The 25808-nt window shown below is 46.8% G+C and carries 22 protein-coding genes; 11 read left to right on the top strand and 11 right to left on the bottom strand.

What is annotated here, in order from left to right; translation table 11 throughout:
- Positions 1-371: 371 nt before the first annotated feature.
- Positions 372-851, bottom strand: a complete 480-nt coding sequence (gene rsd, locus Q4Q46_RS19875) for a sigma D regulator (RefSeq protein ID WP_106648308.1) — start codon at positions 849-851, stop codon at positions 372-374.
- A 457-nt stretch (positions 852-1308) separates the two neighbouring features.
- Here rsd and hemE point away from each other — a divergent pair, with 457 nt between their 5' ends.
- The 3 genes from hemE (at position 1309) to Q4Q46_RS19890 (ending at position 6248) form a co-directional block, all read left to right on the top strand.
- Positions 1309-2373 (top strand): uroporphyrinogen decarboxylase, encoded by a 1065-nt coding sequence (gene hemE, locus Q4Q46_RS19880; protein ID WP_063884476.1) that lies wholly within the window; start codon positions 1309-1311, stop codon positions 2371-2373.
- Between the two features lie 416 nt (positions 2374-2789).
- Positions 2790-5369 carry a putative bifunctional diguanylate cyclase/phosphodiesterase gene (locus tag Q4Q46_RS19885; RefSeq protein WP_311906868.1) on the top strand — a complete coding sequence of 860 codons (2580 nt, stop codon included), beginning with the start codon at positions 2790-2792 and terminating at the stop codon, positions 5367-5369.
- 75 nt (positions 5370-5444) lie between these two features.
- Positions 5445-6248 carry an SDR family oxidoreductase gene (locus tag Q4Q46_RS19890; RefSeq protein ID WP_220591272.1) on the top strand — a complete coding sequence of 268 codons (804 nt, stop codon included), beginning with the start codon at positions 5445-5447 and terminating at the stop codon, positions 6246-6248.
- An 18-nt stretch (positions 6249-6266) separates the two neighbouring features.
- Here Q4Q46_RS19890 and Q4Q46_RS19895 read toward each other — a convergent pair whose 3' ends face one another.
- The 3 genes from Q4Q46_RS19895 to purH form a co-directional block, all read right to left on the bottom strand.
- Positions 6267-6494, bottom strand: a complete 228-nt coding sequence (locus Q4Q46_RS19895) for a hypothetical protein (protein ID WP_012090366.1) — start codon at positions 6492-6494, stop codon at positions 6267-6269.
- Between the two features lie 254 nt (positions 6495-6748).
- Positions 6749-8047 (bottom strand): phosphoribosylamine--glycine ligase, encoded by a 1299-nt coding sequence (purD, locus tag Q4Q46_RS19900; RefSeq protein ID WP_311906869.1) that lies wholly within the window; start codon positions 8045-8047, stop codon positions 6749-6751.
- A gap of 130 nt (positions 8048-8177) precedes the next feature.
- Positions 8178-9809 (bottom strand): bifunctional phosphoribosylaminoimidazolecarboxamide formyltransferase/IMP cyclohydrolase, encoded by a 1632-nt coding sequence (gene purH, locus Q4Q46_RS19905; RefSeq protein WP_311906870.1) that lies wholly within the window; start codon positions 9807-9809, stop codon positions 8178-8180.
- Between the two features lie 352 nt (positions 9810-10161).
- Between purH and zntR the strand changes: the two genes are divergently transcribed.
- Together zntR and Q4Q46_RS19915 are read left to right on the top strand one after the other, a co-directional pair.
- Positions 10162-10692 carry a Zn(2+)-responsive transcriptional regulator gene (zntR, locus tag Q4Q46_RS19910; RefSeq protein WP_311906871.1) on the top strand — a complete coding sequence of 177 codons (531 nt, stop codon included), beginning with the start codon at positions 10162-10164 and terminating at the stop codon, positions 10690-10692.
- 2 nt (positions 10693-10694) lie between these two features.
- Entirely contained in the window at positions 10695-12197 is a 1503-nt protein-coding gene (locus tag Q4Q46_RS19915) for an SO_0444 family Cu/Zn efflux transporter (RefSeq protein WP_311906872.1), read from the top strand.
- A gap of 109 nt (positions 12198-12306) precedes the next feature.
- Here Q4Q46_RS19915 and Q4Q46_RS19920 read toward each other — a convergent pair whose 3' ends face one another.
- Positions 12307-13194, bottom strand: coding sequence for a prohibitin family protein (locus Q4Q46_RS19920; RefSeq protein WP_063884205.1), 888 nt, complete (start codon positions 13192-13194; stop codon positions 12307-12309).
- Positions 13195-13516: 322 nt separating this feature from the next.
- Here Q4Q46_RS19920 and Q4Q46_RS19925 point away from each other — a divergent pair, with 322 nt between their 5' ends.
- The 3 genes from Q4Q46_RS19925 to Q4Q46_RS19935 are packed head-to-tail and all read left to right on the top strand — an operon-like array spanning position 13517 to position 15690.
- Positions 13517-13771 carry a hypothetical protein gene (locus Q4Q46_RS19925; RefSeq protein WP_106648299.1) on the top strand — a complete coding sequence of 85 codons (255 nt, stop codon included), beginning with the start codon at positions 13517-13519 and terminating at the stop codon, positions 13769-13771.
- A 3-nt stretch (positions 13772-13774) separates the two neighbouring features.
- A complete protein-coding gene (locus Q4Q46_RS19930; protein WP_047535138.1) occupies positions 13775-14065 on the top strand; it encodes a hypothetical protein in 291 nt (96 codons plus the stop codon).
- Between the two features lie 5 nt (positions 14066-14070).
- Positions 14071-15690: a PepSY-associated TM helix domain-containing protein gene (locus Q4Q46_RS19935; protein WP_311900863.1), complete on the top strand. Its 1620-nt coding sequence runs from the start codon at positions 14071-14073 to the stop codon at positions 15688-15690.
- Between the two features lie 72 nt (positions 15691-15762).
- Here the strand turns inward: Q4Q46_RS19935 and Q4Q46_RS19940 are convergent, their stop codons facing one another.
- Positions 15763-16926: an MFS transporter gene (locus tag Q4Q46_RS19940; RefSeq protein WP_261273684.1), complete on the bottom strand. Its 1164-nt coding sequence runs from the start codon at positions 16924-16926 to the stop codon at positions 15763-15765.
- A gap of 931 nt (positions 16927-17857) precedes the next feature.
- Between Q4Q46_RS19940 and Q4Q46_RS19945 the strand changes: the two genes are divergently transcribed.
- Entirely contained in the window at positions 17858-19258 is a 1401-nt protein-coding gene (locus Q4Q46_RS19945) for a DASS family sodium-coupled anion symporter (protein WP_259570737.1), read from the top strand.
- Positions 19259-19339: 81 nt separating this feature from the next.
- Here the strand turns inward: Q4Q46_RS19945 and trxC are convergent, their stop codons facing one another.
- On the bottom strand, positions 19340-19762 hold the full coding sequence (trxC, locus tag Q4Q46_RS19950; protein WP_311906880.1) for a thioredoxin TrxC: 423 nt from the start codon (positions 19760-19762) through the stop codon (positions 19340-19342).
- Positions 19763-20000: 238 nt separating this feature from the next.
- Here trxC and Q4Q46_RS19955 point away from each other — a divergent pair, with 238 nt between their 5' ends.
- Positions 20001-20336, top strand: coding sequence for an FKBP-type peptidyl-prolyl cis-trans isomerase (locus Q4Q46_RS19955; protein WP_011845636.1), 336 nt, complete (start codon positions 20001-20003; stop codon positions 20334-20336).
- 142 nt (positions 20337-20478) lie between these two features.
- Positions 20479-21462 (top strand): diguanylate cyclase domain-containing protein, encoded by a 984-nt coding sequence (locus tag Q4Q46_RS19960; RefSeq protein WP_311891027.1) that lies wholly within the window; start codon positions 20479-20481, stop codon positions 21460-21462.
- A 27-nt stretch (positions 21463-21489) separates the two neighbouring features.
- Here the strand turns inward: Q4Q46_RS19960 and Q4Q46_RS19965 are convergent, their stop codons facing one another.
- The 4 genes from Q4Q46_RS19965 to Q4Q46_RS19980 form a co-directional block, all read right to left on the bottom strand.
- Positions 21490-21915 (bottom strand): DUF1850 domain-containing protein, encoded by a 426-nt coding sequence (locus Q4Q46_RS19965; RefSeq protein ID WP_311906874.1) that lies wholly within the window; start codon positions 21913-21915, stop codon positions 21490-21492.
- A 42-nt stretch (positions 21916-21957) separates the two neighbouring features.
- On the bottom strand, positions 21958-23991 hold the full coding sequence (locus Q4Q46_RS19970; protein WP_259529005.1) for a TRAP transporter permease: 2034 nt from the start codon (positions 23989-23991) through the stop codon (positions 21958-21960).
- 203 nt (positions 23992-24194) lie between these two features.
- Positions 24195-25151: a TAXI family TRAP transporter solute-binding subunit gene (locus tag Q4Q46_RS19975; protein WP_006079923.1), complete on the bottom strand. Its 957-nt coding sequence runs from the start codon at positions 25149-25151 to the stop codon at positions 24195-24197.
- A gap of 280 nt (positions 25152-25431) precedes the next feature.
- Complete coding sequence (locus Q4Q46_RS19980; protein ID WP_006079924.1) at positions 25432-25554, bottom strand: hypothetical protein; 123 nt, start codon at positions 25552-25554, stop codon at positions 25432-25434.
- Positions 25555-25808: the final 254 nt, after the last annotated feature.

Here is a 25808-nt window from a genome sequence, read left to right on the forward strand (position 1 = left end):
ATTTACATTAATTATATGTCTAATTGATTATCACGTTATAATCATGAAGAACATGCATAATCCCAACATCGCTGCCTTAGTTAAATCAGAGAAATACGCATATGTTTGCGCCGCTCATAAAGTAATTACAGACTGCTCTTGGCGTTCACTGGCTAGGTTAGTTAACACTTAACTGAGGCGTTAAAGTGTATCTCTTTGATGGGTGAGGTGCGTAAAGAGCATTTCATATTTAGTTACATTGCTAGAGATAGGTTTTAACCGACGTTTCTAATGAGCCATTACTTGTTAGTGAGCCCATATATTTCGGTAGTCGTTGGATTGGTCAAGATAAGCGCACCGAACACACAAAGTGCGCTTAAATTGATTGAGGCTTACTGGGTGTGTTCTGAATGCTTACGGTGGAGTACTTCGAGTAGTTCATCTTCGAGTTCGAAGCGAGTTTCCATGTTATGGGCAAGTTCAGATAAATCTTTATCGAGTTGATACAACACGAGATCGTCTTGAGTTTCCGCATATTTATCGTTGAAGTCTAATGCCGCATTCGTGGTTGGCGTTATTTTTGGCAATACTTGTTGCGCGAGTGTTTTGCTTGATTCACCATATTCACTACAGGCATTAACGACTCTATCGTAGACTTCGAAATGGCCTTCAGAGACATAGTCCACTAATAAGTCACAGAAAGATTTAACATGTTCGAACGAGGGAAGTGATTTTTCTGATTTACTGTAAGGAGGAAGCCCAGCAATTTGGCAGTAATGCACTAACAGTTTGCGACGATTTTTTAGCCATTGATCAATAAGCTTATTTGAGCCGCCCCACTTCTGTTCCGCTTTTTCAAGTTCTCTCAGCATGATGCATTCCATTTAAGTGCCAGCACATAACTCTAATGTAGGGACAAGTCGCTAATCGATCAACTCTTTTCATGCGATTTTGCGTGAATGATGAAATGGACAAACCAGCTGTTTTGCATCAAAAAATACAAATAAAAAACCCAACGATAGAAACATATCGTTGGGTGAGTAAAGTTTATAGCAGGCTCGATGCGACGAGCTTCTTGATTGTTCTTGCTAGCGCAGACTTTTTATACCAAAGGCAGGGAACCAGCGCAACTTTTTTCTGTCTGAGTGTGACTTCGTTACGAATAAATCAGCAGTATGTTATCTGGATAACAATTTCCAATTTATATGGTCAAATCGACGCCAACGATGGGGAATAGCTCACATATATTTGCACATAAAGGTTACATTATTCGCGTAAATGCTAAACTACCGACCCAGCGGATCTCAATAAGACTAGGAACCAAGCCCAATGGCAGAATTAAAGAATGATCGTTATTTACGCGCCCTACTAAAAGAGCCTGTCGATGTGACCCCTGTGTGGATGATGCGTCAAGCTGGCCGTTATCTTCCTGAATATAAAGCTACTCGCGCTCAAGCGGGTGACTTCATGTCTTTGTGTAAAAATCATGAGCTTGCCTGTGAAGTCACGCTGCAACCTTTACGTCGTTATGATCTCGATGCGGCGATTTTGTTTTCCGATATTTTAACAGTGCCCGATGCTATGGGGTTAGGTTTGTATTTTGAGGCGGGTGAAGGCCCACGTTTCGAGCGCCCTACAGACACTATCGATGCGATCAAAAAGCTCTCAATTCCAGATCCAGAAGATGAGCTGGGTTATGTGATGAAAGCCGTTAGCACTATTCGCCGTGAACTGAATGGCGCAGTGCCGTTAATTGGCTTTTCTGGTTCACCTTGGACCCTAGCGACTTATATGGTTGAAGGCGGCTCGAGCAAAACTTTCGAAAAAATTAAGAAGATGGCTTACGCTGAGCCAATGGCATTACACATGCTGTTAGATAAATTAGCCGATTCAGTGATCTTATACCTGAATGCTCAAGTGGCTAATGGCGCACAATCACTAATGATTTTTGACTCATGGGGCGGCGCGTTATCGCACTCTGCTTACCGTGAGTTTTCTTTGCGTTATATGCAGAAGATTGTCGATGGTCTAACACGTTTTGCCGATGGCCGCAAAGTGCCAGTGACGCTGTTCACTAAAGGTGGTGGTTTGTGGTTAGAAGCGATGGCAGAAACTGGCTGTGATGCGTTAGGTTTGGATTGGACGGTAGACATTGCCGATGCCCGTCGCCGTGTAGGCCATAAAGTTGCATTGCAAGGCAACATGGACCCTTCAATGTTATATGCACCTATTCCACGTATTGAAGAAGAAGTGGGCCATATCCTAGCGGGTTATGGTGAGGGTACTGGCCATGTCTTTAACTTAGGTCATGGCATCCATCAGCATGTCGATCCAGAGCATGCCGGCGCCTTTATCAAGGCGGTTCATGCGCAATCAAAGCAATACCATAAGTAATTTTTGGTTTGCGATACAGGCCCGCTTGCGGGCCTGTTTTATTTCTGACATTTGGGTTTGATAGCGTTGGAGCTTCTGGCGAAGGTATCTTTATGGATGAGCGTATGTGGTGATTTCTATCGTCTGCGAGCTTAATGGGTCTTACATTTAGATAACGACTTAAGCACCCTATATTCACATTCTGATTATGTGTGAATTTTCTTGATAAAAAGTAAAATTCATAATCGTTTATTTTATAAATTTTATTTTTAAATCAAAGGTATAAGATTGATTTGATTGCATGAAAATGTCTACTTTAGCAACGACTAAAGCGAAGTGATGTTTAATACTATTCGCAAATGAGATATGTTGCATGGCGCAGTGAAGGATTATGCAAGGCCGTCAATCAATTTAGTCATAACAAGCCGTGGTAAGAGATGCACATTGGCAAGAAAATATTGGTATTTATTGCGGGCTTTTGTCTCCCCGCGGTGGTCATTGTCTCCTATTGTCTGGGGTGTTGGTACGACCATCGCGTCGAGCTATTGCGCCAAGACAGTGCTAATCGTGAACTTGCTAATATCCAGCAGCAGTTTCAAATTGATGTTGACCGCTTAACCTTTCTCACGAATATCTACGCTTTACCTTTGTCGCAGTTAGATGAAGTGCAACTAAAAAAGCTAGAGTCCTCGTGGCACGATAGTTCAATGTCGGCCAACCTTAGTTGGTATATTTTACGCCAAGGCGAACTGCAGACTTTTTTCCCCAATGAATATACTTTTGCGTCTAATGAGCTGCGGGAAATTGCCAGCGCCATTATTAGCGCTAATATGCCCAGTGTTGCTGGTGCATATTTGATTGGTGGGCAGGCTTATGTCATTACCGCCGTGGCTTCTGCACCTAATGAATCTGTACTGCTGGTGCGTCAGTTGACCGATAACGACTTACTTGAATATGCGCAGGCCTTATTGGTAACTAAAGTGACTATGAGTCACTCTAACCTTGTAACGGCAAGTGTTGAGGGCGTTCATAGTGACACCATTGCAATACCCAGCCTGTTAAAAGACAAACCTGTTTACCTGCAAGTGCAGTTCTCCGAGGGGCCCTTCCAAGAGGTGAAATTTCAGCTTGATTGGGTATCGCTCGGTTTCATTCTATTTGGCGTGTTTATTGTTGGCCTTGGCTATATTTGGTTACGCTCTGGTTTACTCAAACCCTTTAAAAACTTGATGCAGCAATTGGCGTTGGTCGATCCTATGTCCAGTGTCTATCAACCTGTTACCAGTGAGGGCAATGAGGAATTAGAAGTGCTTGCCAGCCGCGTTAATAGCCTGCTGGCCAGAATTTATCAGCAGAAAGAACGGGCGAAAATCACCTTAGAATCCATTGCAGAAGCCGTGATCTTAACCGACGTCGATGCCAAAGTGATTTATATGAATCCGCGGGCCGAGTCGCTTTTGGATGTTGCCAGTTGTTATGCTATAGATCAGAGCCTTGCCAGCCTGTTAAAGGCTGGCGACCAGTTGAATCAGGCGGTGTTCACTTGTATTCGCCTTGGCGAGTCATCACCACAGGTCGAGAAAATCAAGTTATTGACCGCAACACCGCGGATTATGGAACGCAGCATTAGTAATTTGCGTAACCACGATAAAGAAATTGTCGGCACCGTCGTGGTATTGCGAGATATCACTCAAGAAGAGTTACTTAAGCGCCAACTCCAAAAAAGAGCCAATTTCGACAGCATTACTGGGCTGCTAAATCGTCAGGCGTTTGATGAACAGCTCCCTCAATTTGCTGTCTCAGCTAAAACCATCGCCGTTTGTTATCTCGATTTAGAGCAATTCAAGTTGATTAACGATAGCTGTGGCCATACAGCAGGCGATCGTATGCTCGCCATGGTGGCTAAGGCTATGCAGGCTTGTCTCGGGCCACAGGAGTTGTTGGCGCGGCTTGGCGGTGATGAGTTTGGTTTAGTGGTGTGTAATCGCAGTGCTTTATCTGTGGCGCAATTACTCAAGCAAATGATTGCGCAGGTCTCGCTGCAAGTGCTGAATGACAAAAACTGTAACTATAAAGTCGGCCTTAGCATAGGTGTTGCTTTTGGTCGTGCGCCTTATATTGATGCCCAAGAATTATTGAAAGACGCTGATATTGCCTGTATTGCCGCTAAAGCTAAGGGCGCCAATCAAATTCATTTTTACGATGATAAAGATAAAGAGCTCACTTACCAAAGAAACGCGCCAAAGTGGGCGGTACGTATCGCGCAGGCGATTGAAGAAAACGAGCTAATTCTTTATTACCAACCGATCCGTGGGTTAGGCAGCGGTCCACAGCGACAACGCATGGAGATCCTGCTGCGAATTCAAGAACCCTGCGGTCGTATTTTGGCGCCTGCGCAGTTTATTGCCGCGGCTGAGCGCTTTAAGCTGATGCCTGACATAGATAAAGAAGTGATCCGCAAAGCCTTTTTATGGCTGTCTTTGCATCCTGTACTTTGGCCTGATCATTGTATTTCGATCAACCTTTCGGGCAATAGTTTAGGCGCCGAAGGTATGGTGGAATATATCGCCCAGCAGCAACATATTTTTGATATTCCAAGTCAATGTATTTGCTTTGAAATTACTGAAACCACCGCGATCCAAAATCGTAATCGTGGTATGGAAATGTTGAAGCAGTTACGTAAACTCGGCTTCTCGTTTGCACTGGATGATTTTGGCAGTGGTTTCGCCTCTTATGGCTATCTGCGTGAGCTGCCCGTGGATTATGTCAAAATCGATGGCTGTTTTATCAAGAACCTTGCCGTGAACGCTAAAGACTATGCCATCGTTAAATCGATTCAGGATGTTTGTCGGGTCATGGGGATCGAGACTGTGGCCGAATTTGTTGAAAATCAGGAGATTATCGACAGATTGTTGAGCATTGGCATTAATTACGCGCAAGGTTATGCGATAGGTCGCCCACAACCCTTAGCAAATTATCGTGAACAATATGAGATGAGGCTTGCACAACGCGCGTGAAGGATTGCGCTTTTAGTGTGATTATGCCAATTTAGCCAAAGACGTAATTAACATAGCGATAACAAAGGAATGACTATGGATGGACTTACTGGCAAGGTCGTGATCATCACGGGTGCTTCAGAAGGTATTGGTCGGGCACTTGCTGTGGCAATGGCGCGAATGGGCTGCCAACTGGTGATCAGTGCACGCAATGAAACACGTCTCGCTTCACTCGCCTTAGAAATCGCTAATTATGGTCCGCCTCCTTTTGTATTTGCTGCTGATGTCTCTCGTCCTGAGCAGTGCGAAGCCTTGATAGAAGCCACGGTCGCGCATTATGGCCATCTTGATATTTTGATTAACAATGCTGGCATGACTATGTGGTCACGTTTCGACGAGCTGACTCAGCTGTCTGTACTTGAAGACATTATGCGGGTGAATTATCTTGGACCCGCGTATTTGACCCATGCCGCGTTACCTCATTTAAAGGCCAGTAAGGGCCAAGTGGTGGTAGTGGCCTCCGTCGCTGGATTAACGGGCGTTCCAACTCGTAGCGGTTATGCCGCTTCTAAACATGCTGTGATTGGCTTTTTCGATTCGTTGCGGATTGAGCTCGCGGACGATAATGTGGCAGTGACGGTAATTTGCCCCGATTTTGTGGTGTCACAAATTCACAAACGTGCCCTCGATGGTGCAGGTAATCCTTTAGGCAAGTCACCGATGCAAGAAGCTAAGATACTGACGGCCGAGCAATGCGCCAATATGATGCTACCTGTGATTGCGACTCGGGGCCGACAACTTATCACTTCACTTCGTGGCCGTTTGGGGCGTTGGCTTAAGCTGATCGCGCCAGGTTTAATCGATAAAATTGCCCGCAGGGCGATCGCCTCCGGGCACTAACATCTTTGGCATTACAAGCTATTTGCCACTCTTATTCAGATGCGTAATGATTGACTGTTCAGCCTCGCTTTGCGTTGCTTTTTCCCCTTGCTTTTCGATAGTTGCCGTGGCCATATGGCCCGTCATATCCTCTGCAATATGAAACCAATCTGGATGCCAGTAAAAGCTGGCTCCTTCTAGGGTTTGCCAGTTATGTACGCCCGATTTTTCACCTTGATAAATAAGATCTTTTATCGAATAACCCATATATTTACCCCATTAATTTTTTGATTGTTAAAAATATAAGAAGCTTGATGGTGCACGTCATCTGAGCTTAGGTATGTGCTTCATGTCACATTATTATGGTAAAAATTAACCTTTATCGAGCTAGGCCTATTTGTTGAGGATAGTTGTTATAGTAAGTCATCAATCGCTAAGATTATAAGGATTACATTTCAATTCCGCAGAAATTCAGGCACAAAAAAACCGGCTTCTGGCCGGTTTTTTAACGCGCCTAGCAATTAGTCTTGCTGCTCACGTGCAATAGCACGGTAACCAATATCGGTGCGGAAATACACATCATCCCAGTGGATTTCATCAACCAATTTATAAGCCGCTTTTTGCGCTTCGGTCACTGTGTTACCCAGTGCAGTCGCGCAGAGTACGCGACCGCCGTTGGTGACTACGTGGCCGTCTTTCATCTCAGTGCCAGCATGGAAGACTTTGCCATTGTTATCACCAAGACTGAGACCGTCAATCACATCAAACTTGCGATACTCATCTGGATAACCGCCAGCGGCTAATACTACGCCCACGGCTGCGCGCTCGTCGTATTCAGCTGTCACTTTATCTAACTCGCCACGGGTGGCGGCTAAACACAGTTCCACTAAGTCTGACTTTAACCGCATCATGATTGGCTGAGTTTCTGGATCGCCGAAGCGGCAGTTGTATTCAAGCACTTTGGCGCTGCCGTCGGGAGAAATCATCAAGCCAGCATACAAAAAGCCTGTGTAGACATTGCCTTCTGCCGCCATGCCATCAACCGTTGGGCGAATCACGTTTGCCACAGTCCAATCGTGTACCGCTTGAGTCACCACAGGTGCTGGCGAGTAAGCGCCCATGCCACCCGTGTTTGGACCATAGTCGCCGTTATCGCGGGCTTTATGATCTTGGCTGGTCGCCATTGGCAGAATGTTTTTGCCATCGACCATTACGATGAAGCTTGCTTCTTCGCCTTTCAGGAATTCTTCAATGACCACGCGTGAACCCGCATCGCCAAACTTGTTACCGGCGAGCATGTCATCAATTGCAGCATCGGCTTCAGCTTGGTCTTGGGCGATAATAACGCCTTTACCTGCCGCTAAACCGTCAGCTTTGATGACCACTGGATAACCTGTTGTGGCCGTTAATTCACGCACGAAGGCTTTGGCGTCGCTGATTTCAGTGCAGTTTTTGTAACCCGCAGTTGGAATATTGTGGCGGGCTAAAAAGTCCTTAGTGAAGGCTTTTGAACCTTCAAGCTGAGCTGCCGCCTTAGTTGGGCCAAAAATCGGTAAACCTGCGGCATTGAATGCATTAACTACGCCCATCACTAATGGCGCTTCTGGGCCGACTATGGTCAGTTCAATTTTATGGGTTTTCGCAAAATCGAGCAGAGCAGGAATGTCGGTGGCGCTGATCGCCAGATTTTCAACATTAGGTTCTAGGGCTGTGCCCGCATTGCCTGGCGCAACATAGACAGTTTCAACTTGAGCCGATTGTGCAGCTTTCCACGCTAGGGCATGTTCGCGACCGCCGCCACCAATAACTAATACTTTCATGTTAAGTCATCCCTTAGAGTTTTATGTTCTGTGTAGGCACACTGTGGTCGAAACCAGAGTGCGGTAAAACAAAGAGTGGTAAAACAAAAAAGCAGCCAGTACTGATTGAGTGCTGGCTGCTTAGTGGCGATTAGTGACGGAAGTGGCGCATGCCCGTCATCACCATGGCCATGCCGTGCTCGTCTGCTGCGGCGATGATTTCAGCATCGCGCATTGAGCCACCCGGTTGGATGATGCAGCTAATGCCCGCAGCCGCTGCGGCATCGATACCGTCACGGAAGGGGAAGAAAGCATCGGATGCCATCACAGAGTTCACTACTTCTAAGCCTTCATCGGCGGCCTTGATGCCAGCAATTTTAGCGCTGTAAACGCGGCTCATTTGGCCAGCGCCGACACCGATAGTCATGCCGTCTTTGGCATAAACAATGGCATTAGATTTAACGAACTTCGCCACTTTCCAGCAGAACATTAAGTCTTTCAGTTCGCTCTCAGTGGGTTGACGTTTAGAAACCACTTTGATGTCTTCTAAACCGACCATACCTTGGTCGCGATCTTGCACCAGTAAGCCGCCGTTAACACGTTTGTAGTCTAAGGTTTGGGTCTTAGTATTCCATTGACCACATTCTAATAAACGCACGTTGGTCTTTTTCGCAACCACATCGCGCGCCGCTTGGCTGACGGTTGGGGCGATAATCACTTCAACGAATTGACGCTCAACGATAGCGCTGGCCGTCGCGGCATCTAATTCGCCGTTGAAGGCGATAATGCCGCCGAAGGCTGAGGTTGGGTCAGTTTGATAGGCGCGGTTATAGGCATCGAGCAAGTCTTTACCTAACGCCACACCACATGGGTTAGCGTGTTTAACGATAACGCAGGCGGGTTCCAAGAATTCTTTTACGCACTCAAGAGCGGCGTCGGTATCGGCAATATTGTTGTAAGACAAAGCTTTGCCTTGCAACTGAATCGCCGTCGCCACAGAGGCTTCATCAATTTTCGTGTCGACATAGAAAGCCGCCGCTTGATGGCTGTTTTCGCCATAGCGTAAGTCTTGCTTCTTCACTAATTGGGTATTGAACGTGCGTGGGAACTTAGAGCTCTCAACGGATAGGGAGTCAGCAAAACATTCGTCCGTGCTATGCGCAGGAACCCTATGCATTGGAACCATAGTACCGAAGTAGTTGGCGATCATGCCATCGTAACCCGCAGTGTGCTCAAAGGCTGCAATCGCTAAGTCGAAACGCGTCGCATGAGTCGTGCTGCCATTGTTAGCCGTCATTTCTGCGAGTACGCGTGAGTAATCGGCGGCATTAACGACTATGGTGACGTCTTTGTGGTTTTTTGCCGCTGCGCGCACCATAGTTGGGCCGCCAATATCGATATTTTCGATAGCGTCCTCTAAGGTACAACCGGCTTTAGCAACAGTTTCAGCGAAAGGATAAAGGTTAACCGCAACCAGATCGATGGCATTGATATTGTTGTCGGCCATCACGCTTTCATCAAGACCGCGGCGCGCCAAAATGCCGCCGTGCACTTTAGGGTGCAGCGTCTTAACGCGACCGTCCATGATCTCAGGGTGTCCTGTGTAATCAGATACTTCGATAACAGGCACGCCGTTATCCGCTAACAGGCGAGCGGTGCCGCCAGTTGACAACAGCTCCACACCTTGGGCGTGAAGTGCTTTGGCGAACTCGAGAATTCCGGTTTTATCTGAAACGCTTAACAGCGCGCGACGAATGGGTCTGGCATTATTTGCAGCAGTCATTTGGGTACAGGGTCCAGTTATTTTAGTTTCAAGGATCTTTCGGAAAACAGAACAGGCCTAGTGCTGCACCGCTTTCCAAAAGTCCCTTGGTCCTATTTTTACTTTATTAGCTAACTTTTTATCCCTTCATCACGGCGCGCGTATTCTAACGTAAAACTCGATTTCCGGGTGTTTTTTCTGCGTGATTTCACAATATTCATATCAGAACAAAGTGACGTGACTCGGCCGACTTTATGTAAAGTATGAATTACCCCTTGACCTTGGAGTAGGCTCCAAGGTTTATACTCGCATTATTGAGTTGTATGCTGGAAACTCTCCCTGAGTTGGGCGCTATTTCGCAAAGGATGAAGACATGTATCGTATTGGTGAACTGGCGGATTTGTGTGAGGTGAAAGCCGACACGTTGAGATTCTACGAGAAGCACGGTCTGCTCGCGCCGTCGAGCCGTACCGAGTCTGGCTATCGAGTGTATACCGAGGCCGATGCCGCGCGACTGCGTTTTATCTTACGGGCGAAGGCCGTGGGTTTTACCCTCAATGAAATCAGTGAATTGCTTTCAATTGAGCTTGATAAATCTAATCGCGTCTGCGCCGATGTGAAGGGTATGGTCGATATTAAATTGGCCCAAGTGCAGGCCAAAATCGCCGAGCTGAATCATTTTCAAACCAGTTTACAAAGTCTGTCCGATGCCTGTTGTGGTGGACCCCGTAGCGCCGAACATTGCTCGATTTTAGAGGCGTTGGAATCCAGTACTGAGCGGGTACGCGTTGAGCATCATTCTCATGATGGAAATCAGCACGAAACGCATCAGCATAAAGCACATCAAAATGAGTCGCACCAGCATACTCACGGCAAAACAATCCATAATGAGTCAGGGAATTAATTATGTTACTGAAGAATTTTATTGATCTGTTTTTAGACTCGGCGCCTTGGTTGTTATTGGGCCTGATCTTGGCTGGGCTATTAAAAGTATTCGTACCAATGGTGTGGATGCAAAAGCAGCTAGGCGGTCACGGTGTTAAAACGGTAGTGAAGGCGGCGCTGCTCGGTGCACCTTTACCTTTGTGTTCGTGTGGCGTGATTCCTGCGGCGGTAGGGTTACGCCGTTCTGGTGCCTCTAAAGCAGCAACCACCTCCTTTTTAGTGTCGACGCCAGAAACGGGCGTCGATTCAATCGCCGTTTCCTACGTGTTACTCGGCCCCTTTATGGCGATCGTTAGACCGATTGCAGCGATTACCAGTGCGATTGTGGCTGGCTTACTTGTTGGGCGTGATGACGATGATGGCAAGCCTGCGGTTAAATCCGAGTCCAAGTCAGCAAGCGACGCACCCGTGGCTGCATGCTGTGCGTCGAAATCGGCGACTCAGCCCCAAGCTGTTAAAGCTGAACCGGTTAAAAGCTGTTGCTCATCAACTAAAGAGCCCACTTTAGCGCCTATTAACGCGGCCTCATCCTGCTGCAGCACTGAAAGACCAGCTGAGAGTGAACAGAAGACTGAGCCTAAGAGTGCGATCAAAATGACGCCTATGGCTGCTGCGCCTAGCTTAATGACGGCTCATGGCGGCAGTGTTGCGAATGGCGGCGTGATCAAAGCTGAGAAAACAGCTTCATGCTGCGCCAGTAAAGCTGCTGAATCTGTCACCCCTGAGAAAATCCTTGTGGTGAAAAAAGGTGCCTGTTGCGGTACTTCAAATAAAGCCGAGTCTGGAACACATGATCACAGTGCTCACGGCCATGGTTCTCAAACCCAAGGTGAAGCGGATAGCTGCTGCGCCTCGACTCAAGATATGGCGACTGAGTTAAAGTCGCAATCTGTCTTGAGTCGCGTTGGTATTGGTCTTAAATATGCGGCAACGGATTTAGTGCGTGACACTACCTTGTGGCTGCTGGTGGGCTTATTCTTCGCCGCACTGGTGCAAACCTATGTCCCTGCAGACTTTTTAGCACAATGGGGCAACGGTATCTTAGCCATGTTAGTCATGGTGTTGGTCTCTGTGCCTATGTATATCTGCGCTACTGCCTCGACACCGATTGCTGCCGGACTATTGCTGGCGGGTGTGTCACCGGGAGCCGTTTTAGTGTTTATGATGGCGGGTCCTGCGACTAATATCGCAACGTTAGGTGTGGTGGCTAAAGAGTTAGGTAAACGTGCGTTGTGGGGATACTTGGGCGGCGTGATTGGCGTGGCCTTAGTCGCGGGCATATTGGTCAATTATCTGGTGGATAGCTTTGGCTTTGTGGTGATGCCACAGATTGGTGAGCAGCACCAAATGTTACCTCAGTGGCTAGTGGCAACCTCTGGCATAGTACTGGCGTTACTCATGGCGAAAGTAGTGTTTGAAAAGATCCCTAGAAGCTGGATCCGCCGCAACGATTGCTGTTCTTAATTGGCTCATACTCCGCTCAGTATTATCGAGTAAATAAAAATCCCAGTGTTAGGGCTAACACTGGGATTTTTTATTGTCGATTTATGTTTTGCTCGGGCTAAACCTAAGCTTAGTTGCCTTTTTTCACATCGATAAAGGGCAGGGTGCCTGTCGGCAGCATGGTTGTCGGTAGTTTGCCGTCCCACTTTTCCGCTTTGGTTAATTCAACTAAGTTTTGATTTTGTGCCAATGCTTCGGCGCGGCTCTTAATCGCAGAGGCTTCTGCATCACCTTTGATACGAATACTTTCGGCTTCAGCCTTAGCGCGGGCTAATTGCGAGTCTGCCTGTGCTTGCGCTTGGGTGACGGCGATTTGCGCGCTGACGCGTTCTTTCTCTAGATTCTGCAGTTGAGTCTGTACTTCGACTTCGGCGCGCATTCTGTCTTCGACGGATTTTTCATAGGCGTTGGAAAAGTCGATATTCTCAATCTGCACTGAGTTGATTTCTACCGGACCTTTGATCGAGTTAGTGATCGCGCTGGTCACATCGATACCGAACTTGATCCGCTCTTGTACCACAGAAATCGCCGTGTATTTACCGAAGATGTTTTCGACCTGAGTCGGCACTTGTCTGTCGAGCAAACGCGTGACCATGGCATCGATACTCTTGAAGTTAGCATACACTTCTTCGACGCGGTCTGGCGGTACGCTAAATGTCACTGATGCGTTAAGTGTCGCAGGTTGTTGATCGCGGCTATAGGCTTGCAGCGAGGTATAACTGGTGGTGTGTGTTTGGGTCGAAATCTTCACCACAGTGTCTATCAGTGGGATTTTAAAACCCAGCCCAGGTTCTGCGGTACCGATAACTTTACCGTTGCGCAGCAGTACGCCACGTTCACCTTGGTCAACCGTATACCAACTGCCAAATAAGGAAATAAAGAGGATTAACAGAATAACAATGGGGATAATTTTGCTGAGGCCAATTGAGCTCGGCAGATTGAATTCATTTTTAATCATTTAGCTTCCTTTGCTGATGTCATAGTAATGAGCTTGAGGGTGAATCGGATTGTTTATCTTGGGACAAGACTATTAACGCGAAATGTATCTTAATGGTTAACAACTGGCAATGACAAGGCAGAAGTGTTGCCTATTTGTGATTTGAATATCATAAACCATCCTTACAGTGTAAATCTTATTGCGAATTATTATCACCAAGGCTAGAGTCCCGAAATTAAAATTCTTCCATTGCTTTCATGTGCTTATCTTTTTACATGATGTACAGCAAGCATAGGCAAATGGACTCGAATGCTAACGCTTTGTAGTGAGAGGATAACATCCCGTGTTGCAACTTATATTCCTGTTGTCGACGCTTCTGGCCTGTTTGTTATTTTATTTAACGAATAAGCAGCAAAAACTATTTGCAAGCTCCCTTCCTAAGCGGCCTTGGCGGTTACTCGCTTACGGTGTTGCCTTTGTCAGTCTTATCGGTTGGCTTAGCCTCTTTACCCTTAGCGCCGCAATTTTTATTTGGTTAGCCCTATTGATGTTATTGATGGGGTTAGTGCCTTTTATCTCACTTTTCGGTCGGAAATAACTCATGGCACGTTTAGCTGAACAGGATAAATTGCAACCCGACTGGTGGACTAAGTCACTGGCTGGATTGATTTTAGGATTTACTTTAGCACTTGGATTGGTGGGGTTATTTGCCTGGTTTGGCCCAGGCGGCATCGATGCCGATACTAAAGTGCAGTTCAACATGTGGCTGATTACGCCTATCTGGTTATTGATCTTAAGTTTTAGCTTTATGTTTAAAACTGGACTCAGGGCAATTGGCTACTTGGGCTTGTTTAACGTTTTGACTTATATAGTGTTATATACCTTTAGGTGACAAGGATGAAAGTTCGCAGTGATGTGTTACGTGTGTATCAGTCTATCCATATTTGGACTGGTATCATCGCCGGAATCGTATTGTTTATCGGCTTTTATGCCGGCTCGCTCACTATGTTTAAGGGGGCGATTGACGCTTGGTCAATGCCGCCAGCCCTGACCTTGCCTCAAGTGCCCGCTGAGAAACTGGATGACTTAGTCGCGCAAGTGTTAGCGCAGGATGATAAGGCCAAAACCGGTTTTAGTTTGCACTTAAATGATGAGCATCAATCGCCGATGACTTGGTATCAGCAGGGCTCGGAACGTGAACTCAGCATGAGTCACCAGCTTTGGCATGCCAGCCTTGACGAGCAGGGGCAATTAGTCACCCAACTAAGTACACCAAGCGAGTTGGCTGAGCTGATTGACCAATTACACCGCACCGCGGGGATTGCCGGCGAAGTCGGTCACGATCAAGCGGGTGCCTATGTGTTGGGGATAGCCGCCGTTTTATACTTCTTGGCGCTCGTTTCTGGGGTGATTTTTTTACTGCCAACTTTAACCAAAAGTTTTTTCGCCCTGCGTAAAGATAAAGGTGAGAGTCGTTTCTGGCTCGATGCCCATAATTTAGTGGGCATTACCAGCCTGCCATTTCATCTAGTGATATGTGTAACTGTGATTGTGTTTGCTTTCCATGACCAGCTTTACGATGGGCTTAAGCATATGGTTTATGGTGAAAAACCATTATTTGCTCAATCGGCACCGGACAAAACGCTCTATACACTTGTCGATTTGCCAAAGGTCACCACTGTGTTAGCCAAGGTGCAGCAAATCGCCCCCGATTATCAAGTGAATGAAATGAGCTTTATGAACTTGAATAATCCCCGTGCGACTCTGCGCTTGGGGTTATATAACCCCAATGGTTTTATGCGTGGACCCGTTACCGATTTCTTATACCTGCATCCTTATAGTCTTAAGGTGACCAATAGCACGATTGATCAAAGCGACAAGGGGATTTGGGCCAGAACCGTTGCGGTATTCTTTGGATTACACTTTGGCAGTTATGGGGGCGATCTCGGGCGCTGGGTGTATTTCTTCCTAGGTTTGAGCGGTGCTTTTTTATTTTACAGTGGCAACTTGCTGTGGCTGGAAAAACGCCGTAAAAAGCAGGCGAGCGAGCAAACCCGTGCTTGCCGATTAATGGCGAGCGCCACGGTGGGGATTTGCTTAGGCTCGGTTGCCGCCTTAACGATAAGTATGTTGTTGGGTAAATGGTTATATGTGCATGTGAGCAATATTAACCACGTCTATTTGTGGTTGTATTATCTGGTGTTTGGCTTGCTGGTGGTTTACGCCTTTTGGCGTGGTGCTGCTAAGGCGGCGCTGCTGATTTTGCCTTTGTGCGGCTTGGCTACATTGGCGATGCCAATCACGTCTCTAGTTGCGTTAATCGCGCCAAGTTTAGGCTTATGGGCGCCTTATTCTGCGGCAACGTTAGGCGTCGATCTGGTGGCGTTAGCCTTTAGTGGAGTGTTCTTTTATGGTTACAGGCTGACTCGCCATCGGGTGCTTAATGGGCCGCAGGACAGTGTCTGGGCCATTCCCGCCACAGTGCCAGTGGCAGAATTAACCCAGCAAACATCATAATAACAATGGGCGCCGTTATCGGCGCCCATTGTTATTCACAGGGTGTAGAGACTTAGCATTAACGGCTCAGGGCTAAGCCTTCGCTGTGGGTAGACGGGCTTTGCTTCGGGCGAGTAAGTGCGCGCTTAGATAGCAAACCGTGACTAAAAAGCTTGCTGCTAAGTAGAGCGGTAAGCCATGTTCTACATCATCAAAACGACTGGCGGCAACCGGACCAATAACCGAACCCACAGAATAACTGAGCAACATAATCTGAGTGGCGGAGACGATTTGGCTGCTGGGTAAATGATCGCACGCCAGACTGATGGCGATGGGATAAAGAGCAAAGGCGCAGGCACCGAGTAACACAAAACCTAACCATAATCCCACAAGCGATGTTTGTATCAGTAACAACAGCGCCGCCGCACCCACTAAGCAAAAGGCTGTCATCAACACACTCTTTTCAACACGCGGGGATAAATAGCTCACTAAGGGTTGAACTATCATGCCGCCCATAATGATCAGCGCCATAAATTGCCCCGTCTGCTGGGCAAAACCCATGTCTTGCGACACATACACAGGCAATAAACCGTAGATGGGACCAAGTAATAATCCTGAGACTAAACAGCCAACAATGGCAGGTTTACTTAAGGTTTTTAGGTCGGAAAGGGCAATAGCGTGTTGTTCACTGGACTGCGGTTGGCCGCGTTTAACTAACAGTGCAGGTAAACTGGCCGCTGCCAACAAACCTATTACTACCAAGTAGGGTAAATTACCCGTGGTGCCTAAATAATCTACGGCAAGTTGCCCAATGGCAGTGCCACCGTAGAGGGCGGTCATATATAAGCCTAAACGTTTTGCCCGTTGTTTTTGGGTGTCGGCCATAAGTAACCAAGATTCGACCACCACAAAAATCCCTGCAACAGCCAAGCCTGCAATCAGGCGTGATACTAGCCAAACACTGCTCTGTGGCAGTAATACCATTACCACAACGCTACACAGTAAGATATTTAAGAACAAAATAAAGGCCTTACTGTGACCTATGCGGCTGACAATCGGTGCAATACAAGGTGCACCTAGTAATAAGCCAAGGTAGAAAATACTCGCCAGCCAAGGCGCAAGATCAAGGCTCAAATCAAAGTAAGTGAGCGAGAGTGGGATCAAACTCATCAAGTAGCCTGACGCTAAAGCAAATAGACTGAGTCCTGCCACAGGCACAAACAGCCCTGGCTTTTGATTGGGTTGAGCTGACAGCATATTTTCCACAAGCGGTACCAAAATAGGTAAAAAATGAACAGGAGACGAGAATACGGGCGCGACTCTAGGTTGGATTGCTCGCGGGGTAAAGTGAGTTAGATTGACTGAGATGGTGAATAATATTTGTGTTTATTATTCATAGGGATATTGAGTTGTAAATGTTATTTATTTGAGTAGGATTCTAGGGTTGTTTTCGGCTTTGATGGTTTGAAACATTTTTAATTTCTACACAGTTTTGCATCAAATAAATGATGGAACCACTAGGAGACGTTATCGAGCACTTGCTGGAGTTAAGTGGCAAGCGCCTGCACAAATTCTACAGGGAAGCTAATCAGATGTCCTTTCGCATTATCAGATAAATTTAAAAGGTTAAATCTTTTTTCCATCACCATGCCATTTAAGTTTTTAAGTATGTAAACCAACATTTTAAATGCGAAAAATGAAAGTTATTCGTGAAATATAAAACTGAGTTGATGCCAGCTGCAATTCTGTCATTGGTATGTTCGTTTACGTTATCGCTTTAAATTGCAGTCAGCTTGAGGGGGGGGCAAAGAGTGGTAAATACATTCATGGGTGTTTTATAGGCAAAAACTGTGGTTACAGGATTGAATTAGCGTTAACCACTTTATTTAAGGTTAAATTCAGTGTTTGTCACTTAGCATTAAAGTGAAGCATGATCCACGTCACAGTTTTAAACACTTATTCAATTACAGCTTTATCAAGCTTTTGCGTGATTTTTGCTCGTTTGAAAGTTTTGCACATGGCTTTAGATCAGAAATGGGTGATTTTTATCTCACTTAAGGTTTTTCTGGGCTTTTAGTCGGCAGAATGTGTGGTTGCTAAGTGGCAAAATTACAAAATAAACCGCTTTGCCAAGTGTGATCTATGCCCTAAATTTGCGTCAAAATAAAATGGTATTAAGGTTGTAACCATGTCATCAACAGATCCAAGCACTGTTCCACCTCACAAAGCTCCCGTCAGCGAGGGGCTCGATAAAAAGAAAATGCTGATCCTAGCGGCGGATATTGTGCTGTTATTTGCACTCTATTACGGCTTACCCTTTGAACAAGGGGTGAATACGGGTCTGGCGATTCTGGTTTTCGCTGGCATTCTTTGGTTGACCGAAGCGATCCACATCAGTATCACTGCGATTCTCGTGCCTATACTTGCGGTATTCTTTGGGGTGTTTGAAACCAAGGAAGCGATGAGTAGCTTTGCTAATCCCATCATCTATTTATTCTTCGGCGGCTTCGTACTGGCTGCGGCCTTACACCATCAAAAGATTGATACCTTAATCGCACAAAAGTTGTTGTTAGCCTCTAAGGGCAAACTCAGTATCGCTTGCTTTATGCTGTTCGGGGTAACGGCACTGCTCTCAATGTGGATCAGCAATACCGCCACCACGGCGATGATGTTGCCATTGGCTCTCGGGATTTTGCAGCAACTAGACCGCGAAAAATACCACAGCACGTATGTGTTTTTACTGCTCGGGATTGCCTATTCGGCCAACATCGGTGGTATCGGTACTTTAGTGGGCAGTCCACCGAATGCGATTGCTGCGGCGCAAGTTGGCTTGAGTTTTAGTGATTGGCTCAAGTTTGGTATTCCGACCGTTATCCTCATGTTGCCGTTAATGTTGATTGCCTTGTATTGGTATTTTAAGCCGGATCTTTCAGCCAAGTTCGATGTGCAAGTTGAAGCGCAGCAGCTGACGTTCCAAGGTAAATTCACCCTGCTTATCTTCCTCGCGACAGTATGTTGCTGGATTTTCAGTGTGCCATTAGCCAAAGCATTAGGTGGCATTACTCAGTTCGATACCATAGTGGCGTTAGGCGCGGTTGTTTTGCTCGCGGGCTTAGGGTTAGTTGGATGGAAGAAGATTGAATCGACCACAGATTGGGGTGTGCTGATATTGTTTGGCGGCGGTTTAACGCTAAGCGCAGTGTTGAAAACCACAGGTACTAGTGTGTTTTTAGCCCACTGGATGACAGATATTTTCGGCAGTACGCACATGTCGTTGTTTGTCTTTGCTGTGATTGCCTTTGTGGTGATGCTGACCGAGTTTGCCAGTAACACCGCCAGCGCCGCACTGTTAGTGCCTGTATTTGCTGCAATTGCCGAGGCATTAGGCGTATCGCCTGTGATGTTATCTGTGCTGATTGGTATTGCCGCATCCTGCGCCTTTATGCTGCCAGTGGCGACGCCGCCCAATGCGATCGTTTATGGTTCAGGCCATATCAAGCAATCGGAAATGGTGCGAGTAGGTATGATCATCAACTTTATCAGCATGATAGTGCTAGGCATTATCGCCCATGTTTTTTGGGATATCTGATGTCAGTAGATTGAGATCCACGTAAAACAAAATACCCAGCGAGTCTGGGTATTTTTATGGGCGCGAAAAAGTTATCTGCGATTAACTATGGCTTTTTAACCATTGATTTAAGGCTGACTGAGGTAAAGCGCCCGCCCGCTGCGCGAGTATTTTCCCTTGCTTGAAAATCATAAGAGTGGGAATCGAGCGAATATTAAATTGCGCCGCAAGGGCTTGTTGTTCTTCAGTATTGATTTTGCCGAAGCGAAATTGCGGCTCCCACGTCTTAGCCGCCGCTGAAAATACCGGGGCAAAACTTTTACAGGGGCCACACCAGCTGGCCCAAAAATCAACGACTAGGGGAAGCTCAGATTTATTGGCATGGTTGGCAAAGTTTGCGCTAGTGAGTTCAATCGTCGCAGCCGTAAAGACACTGAGCTTACATTTACCGCAAGTAGGTTGCTGGTTTACACGCTCATCGGGAACGCGGTTTAACGTATCGCAATGGGGGCAGGCAATAATCATGGCAAAGCTCCAAAATAAAATGTCTATACGGCTAATATATTGGGTTAATGGACGATTATTTAAAGGCTGAGTGATGATTATCTCGCCCATGGTGACCTTATTATCAAAGATAAAGCAGTGAACCGAGCCGCAGAAATGTGGCAATAGCGCCGACAAGCGTGGTCGTCGGTGATAAAATCCTGCACAAAGTTGAATATCGCGCAATTTATTAAGTACGAAAAGAAAAGAGAGTGAAGAAATGACTGAATTAGAAGTAATCGATCTGCAAGTGGGCGAAGGAAAAGAAGCGGTAAAAGGTGCGCTTATCACCACCCAATACCGTGGTTTTTTGCAGGATGGCACCCAATTCGATTCATCCTATGATCGCGGTCAGGCGTTTCAATGTGTAATTGGCACTGGCCGTGTGATTAAAGGTTGGGACCAAGGCATTATGGGGATGAAAGTCGGTGGCAAACGTAAGTTATTAGTGCCAGCTCATTTAGCCTATGGCGAGCGCCAAGTCGGTGCGCATATTAAACCAAATTCAGATCTCACCTTTGAAATCGAATTGCTTGAAGTGCTGACGCGCGACTAAGCGTGGCATGATAGCGATAGTCTGTGTAAGCTCGATTGGGCCAGCATGATTTTGGCTCATCTTGCACTCCTCGCGATCTTGCTTCGGCATTGAGTGTTTTACACTGGACAAGATTTTCCCGCTTTAAGGAAAGAGATTTTTCGTGGCATCGGATACGGCAGCAGAACACATCAAACAGCTTCAGGCTGAAATTGCTCAACTCAAACGCGAAAACGCCCAGTTAACGGCGTTGAATCGTCGTGCCGAAGAAAAACTGTTTGCCGCCCTCGATGGCAATGGCTTGTGCCTGTGGGAACAGCATATTCCAAGTGGGAATTTAACCATTTTCAATATGCGCTGGGGCGAAATGCTCGGTTTTAGTCCAGAAGAATTAGCCGCCCACGTTGATATCTGGAAAAGTAAGTTACACCCAGAAGATAAAGCATGGGTGATAAAAGCCTTTGAAGATCATGTCAGTGGTAAGGCCGATTACTATCAGGCAGTACACAGAATGTTGCATAAAGATGGTAGCGTTACTTGGGTGTCTGACCGTGGCCGTATCGTTGAGCGTTTTGCCGATGGCACGCCGCTGCGGATGATGGGCAGTCATATCGATATCACCCAAGAAAAACGCTACGAACTGGATCTGGCACTGTTAGCGCACAGCGACCCCCTCACCAACTTAATGAATCGCCAAGCCATAGCCAAAGCGTTCGATGAGTGTTTGCAACCTGAGATGCGCGGTGCATTATTTTTTATCGATCTGGATGGTTTTAAAGCCTTAAATGACCGTCACGGCCATAAGTTTGGCGACAGTCTATTGGTGCACGTTGCGCATACGTTAGTGTCTCACTCAGGTGAGTTAGCGAAGATCGCTCGGCTAGGTGGCGATGAGTTTGTGATCATACTGCCGTCCTCGGATATTGAATCTTTAGGTATGCTTGCACAATCCTTGCTCGATGTTTATCGACAGGGCTTTTTGCTTGAAGGTTGTGACGTGGAGATAGGCCTGAGTATCGGTATCGATATATTTAGCTATGGTGATAGTTTTGCCAAAAGCTGCGATCGCGCGGATGATGCTATGTACCGCGTGAAACACCAAGGTAAAAATGGCTACCGCTTTTACCAGCAAGCTGATGATTGCTAACCCTTAACCCGCCCGTCATTTACTCGTCTAGCGAACATCAATAGGCGCGACATTTACCTGTTCACAACCCCACACCTCAACGGCGGCATCTTGCTTGTTCGGCTGACCAATCCAATGACTCATGGCTTGGCATTGCACCTTGCCAGAGGCCTGCGCAAAACAAACATCAAAATCTCCCGCTTCGGGTGTGCGACCTAAACGTAATTTAGGCAGAGTGGGTAGCTTAGGCCGATAATGCCAGCTGCCATTTTTAAGATAGGCATCATCTGGGATGTCCATGCCTGCACCCGTGCCTTTTACTCTCGCTTCGACCAGCACTAAGCCTTGAGGCGTGACGCGATAGTCTTCCTCCCAGCGGATTTTCTCTATGCTGTGGTTCCATGCCAAGGTGAAGTGCTCTGTGGGCACTTGCGCCCACAGGGTACCTGCTAGGCCTAAACATAGGCCTAGCATAGCTTTACCTTAGACTTATTAACGACGGCTAATCCCAAGAGGTTATCCTTGCTCTGCTAGACGTTTGAGTTTGCGCGCGCGCCAACTGTGCTGCACGATAAACAACAGCGCGAGTCCAAAGCCGATTTCATCGCTCAATGGCGTCGCAAGGATCAAGCTCGCCCCCGCAAGGAAACCGATAACGCGTTCCCACCAGTAGAGTTTTTGTAGTAGATATCCGGTAAAGATCACCCCCCAAATACCAATACCGACCGTTGCCTTCAGTACCACAAAGGCCGTCGCTAATAAGCTATCACCTTGGAGCATTAAGGCTGGATCGTAAACCGCCATAAAGGGGATCACAAAACCAGCAATGGCGATCCGAATCGCCCAGAGACTGATCTTAAGCCCAGATTCCTTCGCAATCGGCGCTGCGGCAAAGCAGGCCAAGGCAACAGGCGGGGTGAGATCGGCCATGATGCCGAAATAGAACACAAACATGTGCGACACAATTAGCGGCACACCTAAGTCGAGTAATGCGGGTGCGGCTATTGAGCTGGTAATAATGTAGTTAGGAATCGTCGGGATCCCCATGCCGAGGACTAGGCAAGTGATCATAGTCAACACGAGTGACAAGAACAGGTTGTCTTGGCCAACGGCGAGAATGTAGCTTGCGAAAGTTGAAGCAATCCCTGTGAGTGACACTATGCCGATAATCACGCCCACTAAGGCGCAGGCAATACCCACAGGCACAGCATGACGCGCGCCTTCAACCAATGCGTGTAAGCAAACGGTGAGGGTTTCTTTGCCGCCCTTAATAAACCAACAAATGGCGACGAGCAGGGCGATAACCCCAAACACGACTCCGATCCCGAGTTGGAAGAAGCCAGCACACAACACCCCAAGGGCAATCCAAAAGGCAATCCGCATTGCCATTGAAGACAACCGCAGGACGATGGCCGAGCCTAAGATCACTATCGAGGTGAGGGCTAAACCAACCATGCCAGAGAACAGCGGCGTTCTGCCCGAAAACAGCAAGTAGACCAAAATAAACAAGGGGATAAGGAGATACCAGCGTTCTTTAATCGCCGCCCAAGGATCGGGACATTGATCTTTTGGCAGGCCACAAAGATTGGCGCGTTTGGCCTCTAAGTGCACCATCCAAAATACTGAGCAAAAATAAAGTAGTGCAGGGATCAATGCCGCTTTAGCTATCTCGATAAAGGGCACGTTAATGGTTTCGGCCATGATAAAGGCCACGGCGCCCATGATCGGCGGCATGATCTGGCTGCCCATACTTGAGGTCGCTTCTACGCCGCCGGCGAAGGCGGAGCGATAGCCAAATCGTTTCATCAATGGAATGGTAAATTGCCCTGTGGTGACGACGTTGGCCACTCCTGAGCCAGTAATCGTTCCCATCAGCGCCGATGACACCACAGCGACTTTAGCCGGGCCGCCAAGCTTGTGGCCGAACAATCCCATGGCAAAGTCGGTAAATAAACGGATCATTCCGGCTTGTTCTAGAAAGGAACCGAAAAGAATAAACAGGAAAATATACGTCGCCGACACATAGGTTGGTGTGCCGTACAAGCCTTCGGTGCCGAAGGCTAATTGGTTGATGATTTGATCGAAGCCATAGCCGCGGTGCATCAAATCGCCGGGTAGGTATTGACCCAATAAGCCATAGGCCAAAAAGATGCCACAAATAATAGGTAGTGCCCAGCCCATGACTCGGCGCGCCGCTTCAAATACCAATACGATCAAAGTGATACCTATCACCATGTCTGCATCGGTTAGATCGCCAGAACGTTGAATTAAGTCGGCTTCGAAATACCACTGATAAGCCGCCGTTGCCATGCCTGCTAAACCGAGTAGCCAAGCGAGCGGTTGCCAAGGTTGTGATTTACCTCTGGCGGGATAACTCAAAAAAACCACGAGCAGCAAAAAGCCAATATGGGTCGCGCGCAGCACTTGCGTCGACACGGGATGAAAAGCGGCAGTGATGATTTGAAAAATAGAAAAAATTAAGGCGGTATAGAACAGCGCCTTGGGCCAATCGCCAGTATTAGCGCTGAGACCTTGTTGGGGATCACTCATATTATGCCTCACAGCATTAGACTACAGAGGGCGATATATATACCCAAGCTACCTCAATATACGAGTTTCAGATCCGCTTCAATTCAAGGCGCATCAATGATTGAATTCTACCGTTTGAGGCTGTTTGGATATAAAAAGATGCCGTTATTCAACGGCATCTCGATCGCTTAGTTTGGAATAGGGTGCACAGATATCAGCAAAACTTAGAGTGCGCCCACTTCTTTGTAATAACGTTCTGCACCTGGGTGTAGCGGTATCGGCAGATTTTTCGTCGCTTTCTCTAAGCTAATAGATTTAGCGGCTGAGTGCGCGTTACCGAGACGATCTAAGTGCTCGAACATGATCTTAGTCATTTGATAGGCTAAATCGTCAGACACGCCGCTTTGCGTTACCAGCAGGTTTTGAATGGCAACGGTTGAAACGTCAGTGGTTTGGCCTTCATAGGTCGATGCTGGGATCACGCCATGTTGATAGGCAGGGTTGTTAATCTTAGCAATCACATCCTCTGGAATTTCAACAAAGTTGATTGCCATAGTCGCCGCTAAATCGCGGATGGCTGCCATACCGAGACCTGACGACTGCAAGGTCGCATCTAACTGACGATTTTTGATGAGTTCAACGGATTCGGCATAAGGCAAAAACTCGACTTTACCCATATCTTCGTAGCTTAAACCCGCTGCCTTGAAAATCGATCTGGCATTGAGTTCGGTACCCGATTTAGGTGCGCCGACAGAGATACGTTTCCCTTTCAAATCGGCCAACGTTTTAATGCCAGACTCTTTATTGGCAACAATTTGAATGTAGTTAGGGTAAGCAGAGGCGAGCACACGGATTTTATCCAACGGCGTTTTAAAGCCTGCATCAATATCACCTTGGTAAGCGGCTGCGACTGAGTCACCTAGCGCGAGCGCTAATTCGCCACGACCCGCTTGCAGTAGATTGAGGTTTTCTACCGAGGCTTTGGTCGCTTGAACTGAAGTTTTAGAGCCTTCGATTCCAGTGCCATAGAGTTGCGATAGGGCAACACCAATAGGGTAATACACGCCACTGGTACCGCCAGTGAGAATATTGATAAAAGCGGGAGCTGCAGCCATAGCGGCAGCGCTGAGTGTGAGTGTCACGGCAGCGCCGACGGCGACAAAACGTTTTTTGATTTTCATTGTGAAATATCCTTATTTTTTATAATGTTATGTAGGGTCTTTCGAGCTTGGAATACCTTAGCCTGCTGAATATAACTACATAAAACCTGAAAAAGGTCAATTAGGCTATAGTCGATAGCTGCTACTTTTGCATCATAAAACGAAGATTTGAGGCGGTTTTGCGGCGGCGGTATCGTGGGGCTTAACGAGGTCGGTTTAAGGAAAAATGCACAATAAAAAGGGCTAACCTGAGTTAACCCTATTTGTGTTATTTGAGGATGAACCTTTGAATAACAAGACACTATTTAGTGTTATCTAAGAAACCTTTAGTGGCATTTTTCGCGTGTTTTGCTGCTTTCTTTTCTTTAGCAGACAACAGCGGTTGTTTCTTCGATTCTTTACGGTTTTTTTGCTCTTTACTCATATAAAACTCCATGTACTCTTTGGTTATTCATCAGGCTAATCATGTAAGCCGTACTCAATTGAACCTGTTCCATGATGTCCTGATTGAAGCGAAATTTTGATCTCGAATTACAACATTTTAAAATTACAAATATTTAAAATCATTGATAATTATCTGTGAATTTATTTGCCTCAATGAGCGATTACAGCAAAATAATCTTATCACCGAATTCCGTACCATGATCCATCTATCACTTAGAATAATTAACGCTAATG

The organism is Shewanella vaxholmensis (genome assembly GCF_031932135.1).
Classification (GTDB): Bacteria; Pseudomonadota; Gammaproteobacteria; order Enterobacterales; family Shewanellaceae; genus Shewanella; species Shewanella hafniensis.